The 18854-nt window shown below is 67.9% G+C and carries 15 protein-coding genes and 3 pseudogenes; 9 read left to right on the forward strand and 9 right to left on the reverse strand.

Features of this window, described 5'->3' with window-relative positions; translation table 11 throughout:
• The first annotated feature begins 19 nt into the window (after positions 1 to 19).
• On the forward strand, positions 20 to 1651 hold the full coding sequence (locus ACFZDJ_RS14760) for a multicopper oxidase domain-containing protein (RefSeq protein ID WP_390934669.1): 1632 nt from the start codon (positions 20 to 22) through the stop codon (positions 1649 to 1651).
• 153 nt (positions 1652 to 1804) lie between these two features.
• Here ACFZDJ_RS14760 and ACFZDJ_RS14765 read toward each other — a convergent pair whose 3' ends face one another.
• The gene (locus ACFZDJ_RS14765; RefSeq protein WP_391059247.1) at positions 1805 to 2035 is read right to left on the reverse strand and encodes a hypothetical protein; all 231 of its coding nucleotides are present in this window, start codon (positions 2033 to 2035) and stop codon (positions 1805 to 1807) included.
• A gap of 509 nt (positions 2036 to 2544) precedes the next feature.
• Between ACFZDJ_RS14765 and ACFZDJ_RS14770 the strand changes: the two genes are divergently transcribed.
• The 5 genes from ACFZDJ_RS14770 to ACFZDJ_RS14790 all read left to right on the forward strand — a co-directional run bounded on the left by ACFZDJ_RS14770 (position 2545) and on the right by ACFZDJ_RS14790 (position 7297).
• Positions 2545 to 3075, forward strand: a complete 531-nt coding sequence (locus ACFZDJ_RS14770) for a hypothetical protein (RefSeq protein ID WP_391059250.1) — start codon at positions 2545 to 2547, stop codon at positions 3073 to 3075.
• 320 nt (positions 3076 to 3395) lie between these two features.
• The gene (locus tag ACFZDJ_RS14775; protein ID WP_391059253.1) at positions 3396 to 3623 is read left to right on the forward strand and encodes a 4Fe-4S domain-containing protein; all 228 of its coding nucleotides are present in this window, start codon (positions 3396 to 3398) and stop codon (positions 3621 to 3623) included.
• A complete protein-coding gene (locus tag ACFZDJ_RS14780; protein WP_391059256.1) occupies positions 3620 to 5011 on the forward strand; it encodes an FAD-dependent oxidoreductase in 1392 nt (463 codons plus the stop codon). Before ACFZDJ_RS14775 ends, ACFZDJ_RS14780 begins: the two co-directional genes overlap by 4 nt.
• Before the next feature lie 23 nt (positions 5012 to 5034).
• Entirely contained in the window at positions 5035 to 6249 is a 1215-nt protein-coding gene (locus ACFZDJ_RS14785) for a cytochrome P450 (protein WP_391059259.1), read from the forward strand.
• A gap of 118 nt (positions 6250 to 6367) precedes the next feature.
• A complete protein-coding gene (locus ACFZDJ_RS14790) occupies positions 6368 to 7297 on the forward strand; it encodes a YhjD/YihY/BrkB family envelope integrity protein (protein WP_390934664.1) in 930 nt (309 codons plus the stop codon).
• Positions 7298 to 7322: 25 nt separating this feature from the next.
• Here the strand turns inward: ACFZDJ_RS14790 and ACFZDJ_RS14795 are convergent, their stop codons facing one another.
• The 3 genes and pseudogenes from ACFZDJ_RS14795 to ACFZDJ_RS14805 form a co-directional block, all read right to left on the reverse strand.
• Positions 7323 to 7547, reverse strand: a complete 225-nt coding sequence (locus ACFZDJ_RS14795) for a hypothetical protein (protein ID WP_391059262.1) — start codon at positions 7545 to 7547, stop codon at positions 7323 to 7325.
• A 120-nt stretch (positions 7548 to 7667) separates the two neighbouring features.
• A complete protein-coding gene (locus ACFZDJ_RS14800; RefSeq protein ID WP_391059265.1) occupies positions 7668 to 7904 on the reverse strand; it encodes a hypothetical protein in 237 nt (78 codons plus the stop codon).
• 524 nt (positions 7905 to 8428) lie between these two features.
• A pseudogene (locus ACFZDJ_RS14805) lies at positions 8429 to 8497 on the reverse strand (transposase); the annotation flags it as partial.
• Between the two features lie 267 nt (positions 8498 to 8764).
• On the opposite strand from ACFZDJ_RS14805, the gene ACFZDJ_RS14810 reads away from it, so the two are divergent.
• Positions 8765 to 10303: a MauE/DoxX family redox-associated membrane protein gene (locus ACFZDJ_RS14810; protein ID WP_391059268.1), complete on the forward strand. Its 1539-nt coding sequence runs from the start codon at positions 8765 to 8767 to the stop codon at positions 10301 to 10303.
• A 33-nt stretch (positions 10304 to 10336) separates the two neighbouring features.
• Here the strand turns inward: ACFZDJ_RS14810 and ACFZDJ_RS14815 are convergent.
• From ACFZDJ_RS14815 to ACFZDJ_RS14825, 3 genes and pseudogenes are all read right to left on the reverse strand, one after another.
• A pseudogene (locus ACFZDJ_RS14815) lies at positions 10337 to 11257 on the reverse strand (transposase); the annotation flags it as partial.
• Positions 11258 to 11577: 320 nt separating this feature from the next.
• Positions 11578 to 13836 carry a tetratricopeptide repeat protein gene (locus ACFZDJ_RS14820; RefSeq protein WP_391059271.1) on the reverse strand — a complete coding sequence of 753 codons (2259 nt, stop codon included), beginning with the start codon at positions 13834 to 13836 and terminating at the stop codon, positions 11578 to 11580.
• A gap of 306 nt (positions 13837 to 14142) precedes the next feature.
• Positions 14143 to 14322 (reverse strand): annotated as a pseudogene (locus ACFZDJ_RS14825) (DUF4291 family protein); the annotation flags it as partial.
• 122 nt (positions 14323 to 14444) lie between these two features.
• Between ACFZDJ_RS14825 and ACFZDJ_RS14830 the strand changes: the two are divergent.
• Positions 14445 to 15125 (forward strand): hypothetical protein, encoded by a 681-nt coding sequence (locus tag ACFZDJ_RS14830; RefSeq protein WP_391059273.1) that lies wholly within the window; start codon positions 14445 to 14447, stop codon positions 15123 to 15125.
• A gap of 317 nt (positions 15126 to 15442) precedes the next feature.
• Here ACFZDJ_RS14830 and ACFZDJ_RS14835 read toward each other — a convergent pair whose 3' ends face one another.
• Together ACFZDJ_RS14835 and ACFZDJ_RS14840 are read right to left on the reverse strand one after the other, a co-directional pair.
• Positions 15443 to 16390 carry a SpoIIE family protein phosphatase gene (locus ACFZDJ_RS14835; RefSeq protein ID WP_391059276.1) on the reverse strand — a complete coding sequence of 316 codons (948 nt, stop codon included), beginning with the start codon at positions 16388 to 16390 and terminating at the stop codon, positions 15443 to 15445.
• 269 nt (positions 16391 to 16659) lie between these two features.
• Positions 16660 to 16944 (reverse strand): hypothetical protein, encoded by a 285-nt coding sequence (locus ACFZDJ_RS14840; protein WP_384912240.1) that lies wholly within the window; start codon positions 16942 to 16944, stop codon positions 16660 to 16662.
• A gap of 549 nt (positions 16945 to 17493) precedes the next feature.
• Here ACFZDJ_RS14840 and ACFZDJ_RS14845 point away from each other — a divergent pair.
• Positions 17494 to 18807: a vanadium-dependent haloperoxidase gene (locus ACFZDJ_RS14845; protein ID WP_391059280.1), complete on the forward strand. Its 1314-nt coding sequence runs from the start codon at positions 17494 to 17496 to the stop codon at positions 18805 to 18807.
• The last annotated feature ends 47 nt before the right edge of the window (positions 18808 to 18854 follow it).

The raw sequence follows: 18854 nt of genomic DNA on the forward strand, positions 1-18854 counted from the left end.
AAACGTGTGTTATTCATTCATGCACTCACCTACGCGGCGCACCGTGCTCGGTGCCTCGATCGCGGCCGCCGGCTCGGGACTCCTGGCCGGCTGCTCCGGGTCCGACTCTCCCTCCGGACCTGGCTCGCACCCCGGCCCCGGCGAGCACCAGGGGAGCGGCCACGGCGGCAGACCCTTCGTCCCCAGGGGACCCAAGGGGTACGTGAACCCGTCCGATCCCGAGGTCCTCGCCGTCGAGAGGAAACGCGGGTCCGGCCCCGTTCGCTCGTTCCGGCTCACGGCCGCCGAGACCACCCTCGACCTGGGTGGACGGACCGTCAGGTCATGGGCGTACGGCGACTCGCTGCCCGGCAGGGAGGTGCGGATCAAGTCGGGCGACATCCTCGATCTCAACCTGGCCAACCATCTGCCCGTGTCCACGACGCTGCACTCGCACGGTGTCCGCATGCGCTGCGACATGGACGGAGTGCCCGGCCTGACCCAGCACCCCATCAGGCCCGGCGCCGACTTCAACTACCGCTTCGCCGTGGACCACCCGGGCACGTACTGGCTGCACTCGCACTCGGGGCTGCAGCTCGACCGCGGCCTGTACGCCCCGCTGATCGTCGAGGACCCCAGGGAGCCGTTGTCCTACGACAAGGAGTGGGTCGTCATCCTGGACGACTGGGTGGACGGCGTGGCCGGCTCCACCCCCGACGGTGTGCTCGCACAACTGCTCGACGGCAAGGGCATGGCGACGGGCATGGGCATGGGTGAGGACGACGAACCCGGGGGCAAGTCCCATGACAAGGCCGCCCACGAGAAGCCCCACGGCCCCTCCCGCGTCCTGCGGAACTCCCACAGCCGCATCCTGCACAGCGAGGGAGGCAGCGTCGACTACCCGTTCTACCTGGTCAACGGCCGTCTCCCGAAGGCTCCTTCGGTCTTCCGGGCCCGCAAGGGGGACCGCATCCGGCTGCGGATCATCAACGCCGGCGCCGAAACGGCCTTCCGGGTGGCGCTGGGCGGCCACGAGATGACGATCACGCACACGGACGGCTACCCCGTCGAACACACGAAGACGGACGCGCTGCTGCTCGGCATGGCCGAACGCTACGACGTGCTGATCACCGCCAAGGACGGGGTGTTCCCGCTGGTCGCGCTCGCCGAGGGCAAGAACGCCCGGGCCCTGGCCGTCCTGCGCACCGGCAGTGGGGACAATCCCCGCCCCTCCGTGCACCCGGACGAACTCGACGGCAAGCTCGTCCCGGCCAGACGCCTTGTGCCGGACGACTCCGTGGCCCTCAGCGACGACGAACCGGACCGCGAGCTGCGCATCAGACTGACCGGCGGGATGAAGAAGTTCGACTGGGCCTTCGACCACCGGCCGTACTCCGTAGAGCAACGCCACCCGGTCAGCTACGGCGAACGGATCCGCCTGACCCTCGTCAACGCCACCGACATGTGGCACCCCATGCACCTGCACGGCCACACCTTCGCCCTCACCGGCTTCGGCGTGGTCGGCGCCCGCAAGGACACCGCCCATGTAGTGCCGCACCACAAACTCGTCGTCGACTTCTACGCCGACAACCCGGGCCTGTGGATGCTCCACTGCCACAACCAGTACCACTCGGAGTCCGGCATGATGACGATCCTCGGCTACCGGAAGTGAGGCATCAGCCACCGACGGGTTGTCACTTGATCACGCGGAAGCGGGGTGCTCCAGCCGGGCGGCCAGGAACTCCCGGTCGCCGACATGGCTGTACGGGCCTCGGTGAGGCGCGCTTGCGCGGACGGGCGGTCGAGCCGTCGCGTCCTCCGTACATCAGCCGCGGCGCTGCCACCAGCGGCGCTTCGGTCCGGGTGTCGGAGGAAGCGGTTCGGTCGGTTCATGGGCTGTCGCGGTGTCCGGGGCAACGGCGCGCAGCGCGGCGCGGATGCGGTCGAAGGTCGCGATCGTGTGGTGACCGTCGCCGGGCAGCGCCACCCCGACGCAGACCAGCTTGAAACCGTCCCCGCTGAGGGGGAGGCGATGAACACCGGTGCGCCGACGCACTCTTGTGGCAGTCTGCCGACCCGACGGACGCCGCCACCACTGGTATGCGCGACCGCGCCGACCACGACGGCCTGCTCCCGGGCACCACTCCCGCCAGCGACGTCGTGGCCCAGTGGACAGGCCACGACCGGGTCCGCACCGAGACCCGCGATGTCCTCATCCGTGGCCGCGACGCCGTCGATGACCTCATCGGTCGTCCAGCGCCCCCCTCGCGGGTGCCGTGCGCATGCAGCCCGGCGGTGGGCATGACCGCGACCGCAGGCCGTCGGATTCGTCCGCGGAGGTGTTCTCCACGAGTTCGTTGAACCAGAAGGCGGTCGCGTACTGCTCCCCCCGGTCGGCTCGCTGAAAGGGAAGCGTCGCGCGGCCGGCGTGGCCGACCATCGCGTCGATGGTCGCGCCATGGAGGTCGGACAGGTCGGTCGGCTCGGACAGGGTTCGGGAGCGTAGCTTGGGACGGCCGGGACGACCGGGTCGGGGTTTCGGGCGGACACTCTGGGGGAGAGCGGATGAACGGCTGGGGTCGGCTCGGGGAAAGACGCCGGGCAGGCCGTCCGGCGGTCATGGTCGTCGTTCTGGTGGCCGCGGGCCTCGGGCTGACCTGGTTCGCGGGAACGCATTTCGCCTATGCCACCGGCCTGGCCGGCACCCCGGGGCATCTCAGGGTCGAAGCATGCGCCTGGGAACACGTCGGGGGCCACCGGTATCCGCACTGCAGTGGCATCTTCCGCTCCTTTGACGGCACCGTCGTGGACCCGAACGCCTCGATCGGCAAGAACCTGCCCGTCGGCGACACGATCGCGTTGCAGCGGGTGGACTCCGGCAGATACGAGCAGACGGGCACCGCGTCCTCGTTCGGGTGGCTGGCGATTTCCCTGCTCGGCCTGATGGTGCTGCTGCTGGGGATTCTGGTCGTCTGCGGCAAGGGCGGTGCGCGTGGAGTACCGCGCGGGCTGCTGGTGCTGCTCGGTGCGCTGGGCGCCTTGATGCTGCTCAGCGCGTTCATCGGCGGAGTGGCGGGGATGACCGGGGCGTTCTGAGGTCCGGGTGCCCGGGTGCCGACGCACAGGCGCTGAGCGCGTGGCGGGCTTCGCGCCGGCCCTGGCCGCGCTCGACGCCAAGAACGCCCCGTACTGAATCCTCACCGTGCGGACCACGTGCGCGGGGGATACGCTTTTGACGGCAAGGTCAGGTTCTCCGGGCGGTGTTGCAGACGCCGAGGCCTCATTCGCGATGATCGATTCTTCCTGCGGAAACCTGCCGACTCCCTTCTTCGAAGAAGGCGTGACTCGCGCTTCGGGCGCCGTAGGAGTGCTGCCTCAGAACCCGCGGCTTCGCGGTCCCTGCAATGGAGGTCGGGATGAGAGTTGTCGTTGATCTTTCCCGGTGTCAGGGGTATGCGCAGTGCGCGTTCCTGGCTCCGGACGCGTTCCGGATGCACGGCGAGGAAGCACTGATGTACGCCTCGAACCCTGACGACGCCCAGCGCCAACAGGTGTTGCGCGCCGTGGCGGCCTGCCCGCTCCAAGCCATTCTGGTCGACCAGCTGGAGGGCCGGGACGCGCCGGTCGGGACGTCGCCGTCATGAGCACTGCCGACACCCTGCAGGGGTTCAAGCGCGACGGCCGCGTCGTGATCGTCGGGGCGTCACTGGCGGGACTGCGCGCCGCGGAGGCCCTGCGCGACGAGGGGTTCACCGGGAAGCTGACCATGATCGGTGACGAGTTGGGGGAGCCCTATGACCGCCCCCCGCTGTCCAAGCAGGTACTGACCGGATGGGTGCCGGCCGACGGCACCACCCTGCCACGGCGTCGTGACATCGAGGCGGAGTGGCTCCTGGGCGTCCCCGCCGACGGACTGGACCTCGCGGCCAACCACGTGCGGCTCGCCGACGGCCGCACGATCCCCTTCGACCGCATGCTGATCTCCACCGGCGTACGGGCCCGGCCCTGGCCGGTCGAGGCCGAGGCGGCCCTGGACGGTGTGTTCGTGGTCCGCACGCGCGAGGACGCCGCCGGCCTGCAGCGGGCGGTCGCCGCCGGGCCCTCCCGCGTACTGATCATCGGCGCGGGCTTCACCGGCTCCGAGATCGCCTCCGTCTGCCGCGAGCGCGACATCCCGGTGACCGTCGCCGAGCTCGCACCGGCCCCGCTGGTCGGGGGACTCGGCGCGATGATCGGCGAGGTCGCGGCGGAGATGCAGCGATCGCACGGCGTCGACCTGCGCTGCGGTGTCAGAGTCACCCAGCTGGAGGGCGACGCGCAGGGGCGGTTGCGCCGCGCCCATTTCGACGACGGCAGCACGGTCGACGCCGATGTGGCGGTGGTGGCGCTCGGGGGCATCCGCAACACCGAGTGGCTGAGCGACTCGGGACTGGCGGTGGGCGTATGGGGAGTCGCTTGCGACGCGGGCTGCCGCGCCTTCGACCTCAACGGCCTGGTCACCGACGACATCTTCGTCGCCGGAGACGTGGCACGCAGCCCGAACCCGATGTACGAGTACCGGTTCATCTCGCTGGAGCACTGGGCCAACGCCGTGGAGCAGGCCGAGATCGCGGCGCACAACATGGTCAGCGCCCAGGCGAACCGCTGGCCGCACCTGTCCATCCCGACGTTCTGGTCGATCCAGTTCGGCGTCAACATCAAGTCCGTCGGTGTACCGACCTACGCCGACGAGGTCGTCATCACCCAGGGATCCGTGCCCGATCACCGCTTCGTCGCCACCTACGGGTACCAGGGCCGTGTCACGGCGGCCGTCAGCTTCAACAACGCGAAGTGGCTGGACCACTACCGGCGGCTGATCGAGTCGGCGGCGCCCTTCCCGCCCCCCTGCCCCACGCCCGACCAGCCCCTCGACGCGAAACCGGTGCCCGTCGACTTCCCCGGCCCCACTCTGCTCGCCCAGGGCGCCACGGTGGTCGTCACCGGCCATGACCCGGGCGAGCGGCGCGTCACCGCCATGCGGCAGCACCGCTAGGAGGGAACAGGAGGGAAAGCGACATGACCACGACCGAGACGCCCGACATCCTGCCCCGGATCCTCGACTACTCCACCCGGGCCGACCCGTACCCGCTCTACGCCGAACTGCGCAAGACTCCGGTGGCCCTGCAGGAGGACGGCAGCTACGTCATCAGCACCTACCGCGAACTCAGCGGCATCCTGCACGACCCGCACCTGAGCTCCGACGTCCGCAATCTGACGCATCCGATGCCCGCGATGCAGGAACGCGCCACGCCGTCGTTCATCAACCTCGACCCGCCCGAGCACGACCGTCTGCGGCGCCTGGCGATGCGTCACTTCGGCCCCCCGCACACCACGGACCTCGTGACCGGCATGGAACCCGACCTGACCGCCATCGTCTCAGGTCTGATCGACGACTTCGCGGGCAAGGAGCGGATCGACATCGTCGACGACTTCGCCTATCCGTTCCCCGTCACCGTGATCTGCCACCTGCTCGGTGTGCCGCGCGAGGACGAACCGCGGTTCCACGTGTGGGTGAACGCCATCATCGACTCGATCGACTTCAACCCCAAGACCGATCCGCAGGAGAAACTGGACAACGGCGTACAGGCCACCAAGGACCTGCGCCAGTACCTCGGCGGACTGCTGGAACAACGCCACGGCCGCCCAGGCGACGACCTGCTGACACGGCTGGCCAACGACGACGGGCCCGACGGGCGGATGACCGACGCCGAAATCGTCAGCACCGCCAACCTGCTGCTCATCGCCGGCCACGAGACCACCGTCAACCTCATCACCAACGGCATGCTGACGCTGCTGCGCCACCCTGAGGTGCTGCAACGCCTGCGCGCCGAACCGGACCTGGTCGTACGGCTGGTCGAGGAACTGCTGCGCTACGAGCCCCCCGTGCACATCATTCCGTGGCGGGCGGCGTACAGCGACATCTCCGTCGGCGACACCGTCATCCCCAAGGGCTCGAAGATCATGCTCATGCTCGCCTCGGGCAGCCGCGACCCGGACCGCTTCCACGATCCCGACCGCTTCGACCCCGATCGCCAGGACAACCAGCACCTGGGCTTCGGCAGCGGCATCCACCTGTGCTTCGGCGGCCCGATGGCCCGACTGGAAACCCAGATCGCCCTGACCGCACTGGTACGCCGCCTCGCCGCCCCCACGCTGGTGACCGACCCACCCCCGTACCGCCCCAGCCCCGTCCTGCGAGGCCCCATCCACCTACTCGTCGACCAGAACTGACAGCGCGTTCGAGCCCGGCATGTTGCTGCTCGTGTCGCCCCTCATCGGTGTGGCGACCGTCCGTTAGGCTCGCGTCGCCACACAGGTCCCGGTCTTCACGGAGGGCAGCACGGCGGGGATGAATCGAGAGCGCCTCGTCAGAACGCTGACCTTCTGGCTGCGTCCCGCCTTCGCGTTGCGGGTCATCAACCGGTTTCAGAAGATCGTGGGTTTCGACCGCTCGATGGCCCTGGCGTCCAGCGCCTTGACGGCATTGGTCCCGCTCTCCATCCTCCTCGGCGCCGTCCTCGGCAACTTCGTGCACTACGACGCCGCCGAGCGGATCATCAAGCGCTACAACCTCACCGGAGCAGGCGCCACGGCGGTCAGCTCCCTGTTCTCTCCTGCCGAAGGCACCAGTGCGAGCGTGGGCATCTTCGGGGTCGTGTTTCTGACGATCTCGGTGCTCAGTTTCGCGCGAGCCGTGCAGCGGCTCTTCGAACAGGCATGGGAACTCAAGCCTCTCAGCGTGCGCAACACGCGCAACGGACTGTGGTGGATCCTCAGTCTCGGTGGCTATGTGCTGGTCACCGCGATGCTCTCCGCGCTCCTCGGCGAGGGCCCGATGGGTCTTGTCGCCTCGGTGTGTCAGGTACCGGTGACCGCCGCATTCCTTGTCTGGAGCGGCCGGCTCCTGTCGGCGAAGCGGATCAGCCGGCCGGACCTGCTCCCCTTCGGCGTCACCGCCGCCGTTCTGACGGTGGCCTATTCCGTGGGCGCAACCATCTACATGCCGCGCCTCTTCAACTCCTCCGCCGCACGCTACGGGGTGGTCGGTGCCGTCTTCGCGATGATCTCCGCCCTCTTCGCAGCCATGCTCGTTCTGGTCGCGTCGGCGGCACTGGGACGAGAAGTACGAGACGAGCTCAGCCGGATCCGTCAGGGTCACCGCCCTTCCGACCACGAGGTCCACCGACAGTGGGACAACGTGGTCGAGCAGACCCGGTCACGGTGGCGGACGGCACGGGAACAGGTCTCTCATCATCAGATCAAAGGCTCGAACCATTGAGTGGGCGGACCGGCACTGCCGACATTCACGTTCCCGAGCCGTGCCGGCGATTCCGTGTGCCGAAGTTCTCGGCAGCCGGTGGGACCGCCGCGTCGTCCGCCACGAGATCGACCGTCGCGCAGCCGCAGCCACATCCGCCGACCACCCGGGCGTACGGAAGCTGAGCACACAGCGCGATGCTCACCGCATCGGAGCCGGTCAGCAACGCGTTCAACGTCGCCGCGTCTCCCAGCGGGAGGGCTTCAGCCATCCGCCTCGGCCACGCCGATCGAGCACGAAACGCCCGCTCCGGAGAGCCTGTTGTGCCATACGACCCGTCGCTCACCTCGTGCGGTGGGCGAGCAGGCGGGCGACACCATGTCACGTCGGTTCACCGGCTCCTGCTCAGGACCCGTACTCGGCCTGCGGGCCGGTGAGCCGGTCGACACGCGTTGCGCAGCGCCCAGACGCCAGCGATGCCGCAGCGCTCGCAGATGTGCTCGCTGCCGACGGTGAACTCGGCCACCAGCGCGTCGAGCCCGGCCGCCTCGTCGGACGTCCAGTTTCCACTCCGCTTCCACGGCCGAGGAAATGCCTGGAAGGCCAGGGCAGCCCACTTCTGCTTCACCGCCACAAGCTCGTACTGAACGCCCACACTCGTGCGGGATCGAGGTGGAGTTCGTACGGACCCATGCAGTCGGCAGCGAGGGTGGCGACAAGGACACCGCATCCACAGGACATGTTGCGGCCTCCGGTGCCGAGCGGGCCGCAACAACCCCAGTGCGAGCCACCCCGATCCAGCAGCCTCAGAGCGGGTACGTCTTGGGGATGCACGACGAAGCTGTTCCTCGGACCGGCCGGGGCCCAGTCGGTAAGCGCGGGCGGCATGAGTAGTTGCCGCGGATTGTATGGCCGAGGTTCGTTGGCCGGCGGGGTGAACGGTGCGCCCCACGGCTCGGGATCAACGAAATAGCGCCCTCGCGGCACAGTGAAGGGGGCCAGTCCCGTTTCCTTGTCCCGATCTTCATCACGGTCCGAGACTTCCGGCACGGAGGGCTGCTTCACCAAGTCCGGGGTGAGTTCAACTCCGCACTTCGTGCAGTAGAAGACCGTCATACATGCCGGTGTAGCCGCCAAGCGCTGTCGGCGCATCAGCACCGCGCCGACCAGCCGGATCAACGCGGTGCGGTCGGGGAAGATCCCGACCACGTCGGTGCGACGGCAGCTTGTCCCGCAAGGAGCTCCGTTGCTCCTGCGGAAACGCTGACCACCCGGCCTTGGGGAAATTTCGGAACCTGCCGAGGACCTTCAATGGACGCCGTTGATGTCGATCGGCCACCGGCCTCACGGCCGTCTGGGTGAGTCTGACCTGTGGAGTGTTGTTCGCGGCCTCGCAAGGCGGTACGAGTCGTTCGGGGCGCCGTGGTCTGTGTGCGTGATGCCTGCGCTCCGTCCGGAGGGCGTCCAGAACGATTGGAGTGAGCGGGCATGGTCCTGGCAGCACGGCTGGTGTTGGTTGCGGTCTTCGGGGTCGCGGGGATCGCCAAACTCATGGACCGCGAGGGACTGCCTCGCGCAATCGCAAGCTTCGGCCTGCCAGCTCGAACGGGGAAGCCGCTTGGATACCTTCTCGTCTCCTACGAGTTCGCCACAGCCCTGGCCCTCATCGTCAACCCATGGGCAAGAATCGGTGCGCTTGGAGCGCTCGGACTGTTGCTGACGTTCTGCCTGGCCATCGTGGTGAGCATCGCACGCGGCCGGACCCCGGATTGCCACTGCTTCGGAGGGCTACGCGCCACGCCGGTCGGGTGGGCCACGCTCGCACGCAACGGGCTCCTCGCAGCTACGGCGGGATTCGTCGCAACCGACGGGCGTGCCCCATGGTTCTTCGCGGGCCTAGGGACCATCGCAGCGACGTGTTGGGTGGTGCTGGGACTCAAGCGATCCGGGAAAGTGCGACCGGGCATGGTCACACCGGGCTTTTCACTGCCTGACGCAACGGGACAAGTATGGACTCTCGACAAACTGTTTGCCGCTGCGCATCAGCCACTCCTGCTTCTCTTCACTGATCACGCGTGCAGCGCGTGCGACGCACTGCTGCCACAGGTGGCCCGGTGGCAACAGGCCTATGCAGAACGGCTGACCATCGCAATCGTGAACGGCGGTCCCGCCGCAGACAGCGTTGCCTTCTCACGTGAGCACGGGCTGCGGAACCTACTGGTGGACGAAGACCGAATGCTGCTCACCACTTACGGTCTGACCGCCACACCCAGCGCAATGCTGATCGACACCGACCGGATCCTCGCCGCCGCGCCAGCAGCTGGGTCAGCAGAGATCGCCGACCTGGTGACCAGGGCACTCCAACCGCGTGGTAGATCAACGATCGCACGACGCGCGCTGTTGTTCGCCTCGGCCACGATGCTACCCGCCGTCCTCTCCACCCGCGCGATGGCCAGCGGCGTTACCGGGGCGAACTGGCGCCCAAAGCAAGTGAAGTTCGCTGGGGGATGGCTCTGCAAACAGCGCTACGCGCTGTGTACTAAAGCCTCCTGCAAACCCTCGCCGAGCGACCCGAACGTCCTCATCTGCCGCTGCGTGGTGGAATACGGCTACTCCTACGGCTATAAGTCGTGTGCAGAACGGGCACCAGTCCACAACAGATTGGTATCGACGTTCTCGACACAAAACACCAACCACCATACCCGCACCATGACCTGCGCATCCCGAGCACAATGGGCAAACTGTCTGGACGTGGACTGCGAAATCGACCCGCGCAACCCGAGACACGCTGTGTGCCGCTGCAAGTCCGTGGAGAGCGGCGACTTTTTCACATTCGGGGGAAACTGCGACACCAGCACCTGCACCTCCGTGATTTGGTCAGCGGCAACACCACCCGGAGTCCCCTTCCAAGCCGCGATGGAGAGCATCGGCCTCTCAGTCACACTCCCCAAAGCATGCCCGACAGGCACGGATGACGATGACCTTCCGCCTAGCGGATTGGGGCTGGAGCTGCTGTGGGGCGAGTGATCACGGCCCCTTAAGCTTCCGGCGAGTCGTCGGCAGCACCGCGCCGACCAGACGGATCAACGCGGTGCGGTCGGGGAAGATGCCGACCACGTCGGGGCGACGGCGGATCTCCTTGTTCAGCCGTTCCTGCGGGTTGTTCGACCAGATCTGCCGCCAGATCTCGCGAGGGAAGGCGGTGAACGCCAGCAGGTCGTGCTGGGCGGCGTCGGTGTCGGGCTGTTCGAAGACGGTCCGCAGCAGCGTGGCCACCCAGGGCTGAGCCGATTTCGGAACCTGGCTGAGCAGGTTGCGGGCGTAGGGGGTGCGGCATCGCGGCCGGGAGGCGCCGGGCAGCACTGCGCCGATGGCGTCGACGAGGCCGGCGTGGGCGTCGGAGATGACCAGCTGGACACCGCTCAGGCCGCGAGCGATCAGGGAGCGCAGGAAGGCGAGCCAGCCGGCGCCGTCCTCCGCGGTGGCGACGTCGATGCCGAGGATCTCGCGGCGCCCGTCGGCGTTGACGCCGACCGCGATCAGGGCGTGGACGTTGATGATGCGGCCGCCCTCGCGGACCTTCTGGGTCAGCGCGTCGACCCAGACGAACGCGTAAGCACCTTGGTCCAGGGGCAGGTTGCGGAAGGCTGCTACCTGCTCGTCCAGGTGCCGGGCCATCACGCTGACCTGGGACTTCGACAGCTGGGTGACGCCGAGAGAGGCGGCGAGCCTTTCGACCTTGGGGATGGCCAGTTCCACGGTCCCTGCGCGGATGTTCCACTCACGCGGGCGGTAGCCGTTGCGGTGGTTGACGCATTCCTCGCTGACCTGCCCGTATTCGGCGTTGCAGAGAGCGTCGGTCTCCGCGGACACGAGCGCGTCGGCGAACGTCTTCACCATCGCGAGCAGCAGATCCGGACTCGCCGCGGCCAGGTTGTCTTCCGCGAGGGCGTGCAGGGGCACACTGTCAGGTGCGGTCATCGTGCTGATCTCCTTCGAGGCTTCGACACTTCGAAGATCAGCCGGTGGCCGTTCGTCTATGCGGGCATCAGCCAGAAGCCGGAGCAAACTCCCGGATCAGGTCGAACCCGTACACCATCTCCAGGGATGCAACCTCACGTTCAAGCCTTGCTCACAGTCCTTTTCTTTGAAGGCTGCCGACGACCACCGGGCGGCACAGCCATCGGTCATGAGCACCCCGCGGGCGGCTCCCGCCGCGGCGCCGTTGGTGGGACCGATTCGGCCCAGGTGGCCTGTTGTGGAGTTCCACCGTCCACGACGCCGGAACGGTGATGGCGATTTCAGCGACCAGTACCGCGCAGTGCCGCCAATGAGCGTTCGAGTGCGTTGCGGCTTTCGACGGCTTCGGGGTGTTCGGCGTCCAGGATCCGCGTCCTCGCCTGGAGTACGTCCTGGTGAATTCGAACTGCTGCCCCGAACTCACCAAGCCCGTGCAGGGCCGTGGCGAGTGCATGACGGCCATTCAGGGTGCGGGGGTGATCAGGGCCGAGTGCCTGGCGGGCCGTTTGCACTGTCTCGCGTGCGAGACGAGCGGCTCGCGCGTGTTCGCCGAGGCGGTTCAGCGAGTCGGCCAGGTGGTTGAAGCTGGAAATCGTACGAGGGTGAGCAGGCCCCAGCACTCGCGTGCGAATTTCGGCCACCTCGGTGTGGATCTCGGCTGCTTCCCGGTGACTCCCCAAGCTGTCCAAAGCGAGGGCGAGGACATCACGGCTGGCCAGCGTTTCGGGATGGTCTGGGCCGAGCACGCTGGTCAGGGCGCCGGTGGTGTCCCTGGCCAGGTCAACGCTCTCAGCGTGACGACCCAGGTATCGCAGGGCCCTTGCGAGGTGATGACGGCTGGAAATCGTGTCGAGGTGACTCGGGCCGAGCACGCGCGTCTGTGCAGCCAGGACCTCTCTGTGCTGGTCGACGGCCGCGCTGTAGTCCCCCATGGCGCGTAGCGCGCGAGCGTACTTGCCAAGGCACTCCAGGGTGTCCGGGTGGTCGGCCCCCAGAACCTGCCACGCCATGTCGTGCGCGCTTCGCCGCAAGGCGAGCTGGAGCGGATGAGCGCCCGCGTCACTGAGAAGCGCGGCGAGATTCTCCAGCGCGTCCCGGGCATCGGGCAGCGGAATGGAGCCGTCCGCGCCGAGTTCGGAGACAAGAGCGAAGTGAGGTGCGACGAGCCGGGCGCGGTCCCATGACGACTGCGAGACTCCAGACAGTGCCCGGGCTCCTGACATCAGATGTAGAGCGACCTTCATGCGCCACCCTGAAACGTCCGCCGTCGTCGCGGACAGAATGTACGCGTTCACTTCACGCACCAGCGGATGCAGGACGAGGCATGAGACTGCGACATCACCCCCAAAGGAAATCTCTGTAGTCTGCAGAAGGTCATAGCGGCGGAGGCCGGACAGGGCCTCGTCGAGGATTCCTTCGGTGACGGTCTCGCCGACGACCGCCTGGACGAAGTCCGCGACGATGAGGTCCCGGGGAATCGGCGCGTCTGCGAACAGCGACAGCAGCCGCAGAACGGGTCGGGCGAGCGGCCTCCGGTCCACGGCAAGCTGGTCGAGGGAGATCTCCCAGGTGTGGCGGACCAGGGCACGGGCTGTTTCCGGGTCGGTCGCATCGGGCTGTTCCGGGCCGAGCAAGGGAGCCAGATCCTGGTCCAGTGCCTGCTGGTATTCGGTGAACGCGCGGTATCGGCTGGTCTGCTCGGTCAGATAGCGGCCGGCTGCCCGCAGCGCAAGGGGAAGACCTCCTAAGCGGCCGGCGAGCGACTCGGCCTCGGACAACGTGCCTGCCTGGGGAGCCAGGTCGAGAAGAACCTGCCCTCCTGCCGGTGTGGTCAGCGGCCGGAGCCTCAGCAGTTCGGCTGCCGGCCCCCAGACATCCTGGCTCGTGTCACGGCTCGTGATGAGTAGGAGGCCGCCGCCGTAGGGCCGGATCCAACCGCGGTAGTCCCTGAGTTGTTCGGTGTCCGGGACGATCGGGCTGGGATCATCGATGTTGTCGATGACGAGCAGCCACTTACGGGTGCGGGCCAGATGCTGCCAGATGACGTCTGGCAGACTGTCATGGCCTGCCCAGGCCCGTTCCAGGAGCGCGTTGGGAAGCCCACAGGCAACGGCGGCCTGCGTCAGTTGTGCCTGTAAGGGCTCAAGGCCCTGCCAGCGTATCCAGAAGACCTTGTACCCCATGTCCGCCGCGTCGGCGCACAGCATCGCGGCCACCGTTGTCTTCCCGATGCCGCCACCTGCGCAGAGCACGGCGAAGCGTCCGTTTGGCGTGTGGAGCATGAGGGTGAGACGGTCCAGGTCCGCCTGTCGGCCATGCATCCGCTCCGTCTCGATGTGTGGGGGTCGCAGGGATACGGGACGCGCAGCGGTAAGTGGGCGTATGGGGGGCAGCGCCGAAGGCGGGGACTCCTCGCCTCCCAGGCGCTGGCTGAACCACGTCAAACCGATGCTGAGCACGGCCAGCACGGCGAAGGTCGGCCAGATCACCCAGGCGCTGGTGGCCCACGCAGGTACGGAGTTGCTGGCGTAGTTCGTCACCGGGCCCAGAAGCACCGCTGTAGCAGCCAATAGACCGGAGACTCCCGCACCCGTGCGGGCCTGAGACCGCCGCCGCATGCCCTGCTCCTTGCCCAGCGTGCCGTTGCGGGGTTATCCATGCCCGCGGTTCGGGCCGGCGACACCGAAGAGCCAAGAGGTGTCCGTCCGAAGTACTAGACAGCCCGACCAGAGCCGGAGAGCCAGTAGCGGTGCCGACCGCGAAGCTCGTCTCGCTTCACAAGGCGGAGAGAAACGTGGTCCAAGCGCTCATGCCGCGCGCCCAACTGTCCACGGCCTCCTATGTCGGCAACGAACAAGGGTCTGCCAACGCGGCATGATGACCCACGCCATGCGGTCCCGCTTCCACGCAGCCGGAAAGCGGCCCTCCCGGACGGCAGGCAGGCCGATTTCCGGGGAGTACGCCTGGTAGACGGTGATCGTGGACGCCGTGTGGAGCGCACGGATGCCGCGCTGCGGTTCTTCCATGGCGTACAGCGTGCGACCCACTGGTCCGGGCAGCCAATGATTTTGGACCGCCCTCCGCGAGGCGACATGGCTTGAGAGTCCCGTTGAGGAACCACTTCAATGGCACCGTGACCATGGCACCGATGGACGACAACCAGACCGTCGCCGGACAGATCTCACTCGGCGACGTCATCGCGCGACTACGTCGGCACAGGCCGGTCTTCCATTCCGAAGCCGATCTGCAGCACAGTTTCGCTCGGGTGCTCTGGGAGCTGGCACCGGACGTGCTTTCCAGGCTTGAAGTACCGCAGAGGCTGGTGGGCAAGACCGAATACCTGGACCTTCTGTGTGTCGGCCCCTCGGGCCGTACCGCGATCGAGTTCAAGTACTTCACCCGGAGATGGACAGGCACGGTAGGCACTCCCGCCGAGGACTATGCCTTGAAGGAGCATGCCGCCACAGACCTCGCTCGCCTGCACTTCGTACGGGACATAGCCAGGCTGGAGCGTTTCTGCCGCCGGTCGGACCAGAACGGTCTTGCCATCATGCTGACCAACGACGCGTCTTTGTGGACTGCGCCCGGTGCCGGCCGTCGGCAGACTCGGGATCGAGACTTCAGGATCCACCAAGGGCGTGAGCTCACCGGCACGTTGCGGTGGGCTGAGGGAGCCTACGAGAGGAACACGTGCACGTTGCGGGGTGCGTATCTCCTCGACTGGGAGCCGTACTCCGAACTGGGCGGAGCGGGGGGCGAGTTCCGCTACGTCGCGGTGCCCGTCGGTCCGGCTCCAGACGCGGCTGACGACATGCCCGCGCATGTCTAGCGGTGGCCGCCCCGAACTGCTGTGCGGCGACCCGGCGATGGCCACGATCGCGGCAGGACTTGCGCGGAGCCGTCGGTCAAGAGAGAGGCGGAGGCGTTACAGCTCACTGCCGCCTCCCCGACCCGAGGTGATGGGCTCGGCGAGGAGCCTCGCCGAGGGACGCCGGCCGTCGCCCGAGCGTTCCGGACCGGCCGCGCCCCTATGCTCGTGATCACGCGCAGCCTGTGTGGTGGTGATCCGGTCTCGGGCCCCTTCCTGCCGCCGGCGAGGCGCAATCGCCATCGAAGGCCGGAGCGCCACTGGCGGACGCTCATCGGTCATGAGTTGTTGGGTGCATGGGTGATGACCAACAGGGCCATGTCATCAGTTCTTCGGCCACCGGTGTGTCGGCACTGGTCGGCAATCAGAGCGTCAAGAAGAGCATCCGGGCCGGCACGAAGATGTCCCGTGCACGTGCCGATGAGGTCGAAGAAGGTACCCGTCTCGTCCCGTGCTTCCGTGAGTCCATCGGTGTAAAGCAGCAGACTGGCCCCCTCGGGGAACGGCACCGTGTCGACGCACTCAGGGCCGGCGTCGAGGGCCCCCAAGCCCAGCTCGGTCAGGTTCCCTGACTGCTGGGTCTCGAGGACGACGGCCTGCTCCAGCCGTTCCGAGAGACCGGTCAGGGTGGGCTCGTGCAGGGCCGCCTCTCGAAAGGTCCCGATGCCGACCGCGACCGCCCTGACTGCCCCCATCCCCTTGCCACGCACATCGCCGATCACGCAGCGCACACCGAACGGAGCGTCGACCACTACGTAGAGGTCCCCGCCGATCCGAGCATCCGCCCGAGCAGCCTCGTAACGTGCAGCGAAGCGCAGCGGACCGATTCTGTCCGGAGGGTGTGGCAGGACGGCACGCTGAACAGCCGCCGCAATGTCACGTACGGACTCCAACTGCGCTTTGCGGTGGTACAAGAGGCGATTGAGGAAGCTCGCGATCACGGTCACTGTCGCGACCGTGATCAGCTCGCTCATCGCGATCGCACTCCGGCGATAGCCGAAATACCGGAACATCATCCAGTCGATGAGGAGCGCAAACACCCCGGTGAGGACGGTGCCCCGCAGAGACAGCAGAGGAGCGGCCGACAAGATCGCAGCCGCGTAGAGGGCCGCGGCGCTGACGGTGCGGGGCGTGCTGAGGTCGATCAATACGGCAAGCAGAAGCAGGACGGCCGGCAGGAGACGGCTCCACTTCCCCGCCCACTTCCACGCTCCCAGCCTTGCCACGTGTAGCTCCTGATGTTGCTGGGCTCCTGGGCTCCTGGGCTCCTGCGCGGCTTAGGCTAGTTGTCCCCTGTCCCCTGTCCGCCCCGCTCCTCTGCGCCCCCCGACACGCTTACGCCGTGTTCCCACACACGCGAGGGCTACCATCCGAGCGGAGTACGTCAGGGTGACTCAAGTCGAAACGTCACCAAGCCTGGTCGAGCAACGACGGCTTGATCCACGTCGACCGGGACAGCCTTGGAGGCCATCTCATGTGGCTGGTCCGAACGCCGTCATGCGGAAGCCACCACCTCGCCGGCCATGACCTGGGGAGGGTTGGGAAGCAGCGACGCAAGGTTGTCCCGCACGAAGTCCGCGGCCCTCGAGATCGACTCGTCGGCACCGGCCTGGTCCTGGAAGACGCTGGTCGAGACCATCACTCCGTCTCCGGCATCGATCCAGTAGTAGGCCACGAAGCCGGAGACCTGACGCATGAGCGGCACGAACCCCTCGTTCACGAGACGTGCGGCCTCGGCCGAATCGGTCACCCCTTCGTACCGCCGGACTGCTGCGTACATTGCCAAGCTCCTCACGGAGTTCCGGGTTCGTCCTCTGCTGAGACGTCGTACCCCTGCGACGGCTGCCCGGCCCATGAGGGGTCCGGCAATCACCTGAAGGGCCGCCTTGGGTGATCCGAATGGCGGCCGCCGGCCCGGACACACGGCTCTGCGCACGTCAACGCTCCGCCGGTGGCCGCTTCGAGTCCTCAACGCAGCCGGGTTCCACGACCGCGTGGTCCAGCTGCCCGACCAAGCATGATCGCTTGACCGGATGCTGCCAGGCGGCCTTCCGCCGGATCCTGGCCATCCGGATGGCCTGTTCGCTGTGGCCCGGGGCGGGTGCAGGGTCCGCCCGGCGGTGATCTTCTCGTAGCGGGCGGTGAGGCGTTCGAGGGCGCCCCGGGCCTGCCCGGTTCGCGGCGAGTTGTCTTGCTCGCGCAGTGGGCCGTTGCTAAGCCTTGGGCACTCAACTCTATGGAGGACGCTGTGTATCAAGAGTCCCCTCTTCCCGCTCCTCCGCGTTCACGTACCCGGGGACTGATCTGCGCCGTCGCGGCCGGCGCCCTCGTGACGCTCACCGCCGCGACAAGTCCCCCCGACGCGGGCACCCGGACCGCGACGGTCCCGGCAGCCGTGGTCCGCGAGTGGAACGCCATCGCCACCGACACGATCAAGACCAGCCTTGGCCCACGCCCTTCCGGGCAGGCGGCGATCTGGGAGGGGTTCGTCTCCGTCGCCGTGTACAACGCCGTGGTGGGGATCGAAGGCGGCTACGCCCTGTACCAATGGCGCGAGCGCGGTCCGGCCAAGGCGTCCTCCGCGGCGGCCGCCGCCACCGCGGCCCACGACGTGCTGCTCACCTACTTCCCTGCCTTCAAGGAGCGGCTCGACACCGCCTACGCGAACTCGCTCGCCGCTCTACCGGCCGGTCAGGCCAGAGACCGGGGCGTTGACTACGGAAAGCGCGCCGCCGCCCGCATCATCGAACTCCGGGAAGGGGACGGAAGGTTCGCGGACGTTCCTTTCACCGCTTCCCCGGCACCGGGGGTCTGGCGGCCCACCCCGCCCGCGTTCCAGCCCTTCATCGACACCTGGCTCGCCAGGCTCCGCCCCCTCCTGCTCGCCTCCCCGCAGCAGTTCCGCCCCGGCGGACCGCCCGCCATCTCCTCGGCCCGCTACGCCGAGGATGTCCAGGAGTTGAAGGCCATGGGCGCGAAGACCGGCTCGGGCAGGAGCGCGCAGCAGACCGAGACCGCCCTCTTCTTCAGCGGCAACCTGGTCGAACAGGTCCAGACAGCCGTACGAGACCTCGCCACCCGGCACCGGCTCGGCATCGCCGAGACGGCCCGGCTGTTCGCCGCGGTGAACGCGTCGGCGACCGATGCCGTCGTCACGGCATGGGACGCCAAGCTCCACTACGGCACCTGGCGGCCGATCACCGCCATCCGCCTCGCCGACACCGACGGCAACCCCGCGACGACGGCAGACCCGGCCTGGGAGCCGCTGCTCCTCACCCCACCACACCCGGACTACATCGCCGGCCATACGACCGTCGCCGCTGCCGTAGCACGCGCCCTGACCGGCGTCCTCGGCACCTCGCGCATCGACCTCCACGTCCCCTCCGAGGTCACCGGCACCACGCGGTTCTACGGGTCCGCCGACGACCTCAACCGGGACGTCGTCGACGCCCGTGTGTGGGGCGGCGTCCACTCCCGCACGGCGGACGTGGCCGGCTGCCGGGCCGGCACCCACATGGCCGCCTGGGCGCTGGACCACTACTTCCAGCCGGTCGCCAAGGACGGCACCCAGCCGTCTTCGCCGACACGAACGGCTCGGCAGGACAGGCTCGCCGAGCCGAAGTGCGGCGACGGCGCCGACTGAACCACGGAGCCGAAGAGGACCTGGCGTCGAGCCGGGCTTCCGGTCCT

It is taken from the genome of Streptomyces sp. NPDC007896 (assembly GCF_042959425.1).
Classification (GTDB): domain Bacteria; phylum Actinomycetota; class Actinomycetes; order Streptomycetales; family Streptomycetaceae; genus Streptomyces.

What these genes read in the sequence shown, in the direction of transcription:
- ACFZDJ_RS14760 (WP_390934669.1), top strand. Translation starts at nt 20, where the DNA reads ATGCACTCACCTACGCGGCGCACCGTGCTCGGTGCCTCGATCGCGGCC.
- ACFZDJ_RS14770 (WP_391059250.1), top strand. Translation starts at nt 2,545, where the DNA reads ATGAACGGCTGGGGTCGGCTCGGGGAAAGACGCCGGGCAGGCCGTCCG.
- ACFZDJ_RS14775 (WP_391059253.1), top strand. Translation starts at nt 3,396, where the DNA reads ATGAGAGTTGTCGTTGATCTTTCCCGGTGTCAGGGGTATGCGCAGTGC.
- ACFZDJ_RS14780 (WP_391059256.1), top strand. Translation starts at nt 3,620, where the DNA reads ATGAGCACTGCCGACACCCTGCAGGGGTTCAAGCGCGACGGCCGCGTC.
- ACFZDJ_RS14785 (WP_391059259.1), top strand. Translation starts at nt 5,035, where the DNA reads ATGACCACGACCGAGACGCCCGACATCCTGCCCCGGATCCTCGACTAC.
- ACFZDJ_RS14790 (WP_390934664.1), top strand. Translation starts at nt 6,368, where the DNA reads ATGAATCGAGAGCGCCTCGTCAGAACGCTGACCTTCTGGCTGCGTCCC.
- ACFZDJ_RS14795 (WP_391059262.1), bottom strand. Translation starts at nt 7,547, where the DNA reads ATGGCTGAAGCCCTCCCGCTGGGAGACGCGGCGACGTTGAACGCGTTG.
- ACFZDJ_RS14810 (WP_391059268.1), top strand. Translation starts at nt 8,765, where the DNA reads ATGGTCCTGGCAGCACGGCTGGTGTTGGTTGCGGTCTTCGGGGTCGCG.
- ACFZDJ_RS14830 (WP_391059273.1), top strand. Translation starts at nt 14,445, where the DNA reads ATGGACGACAACCAGACCGTCGCCGGACAGATCTCACTCGGCGACGTC.
- ACFZDJ_RS14840 (WP_384912240.1), bottom strand. Translation starts at nt 16,944, where the DNA reads ATGTACGCAGCAGTCCGGCGGTACGAAGGGGTGACCGATTCGGCCGAG.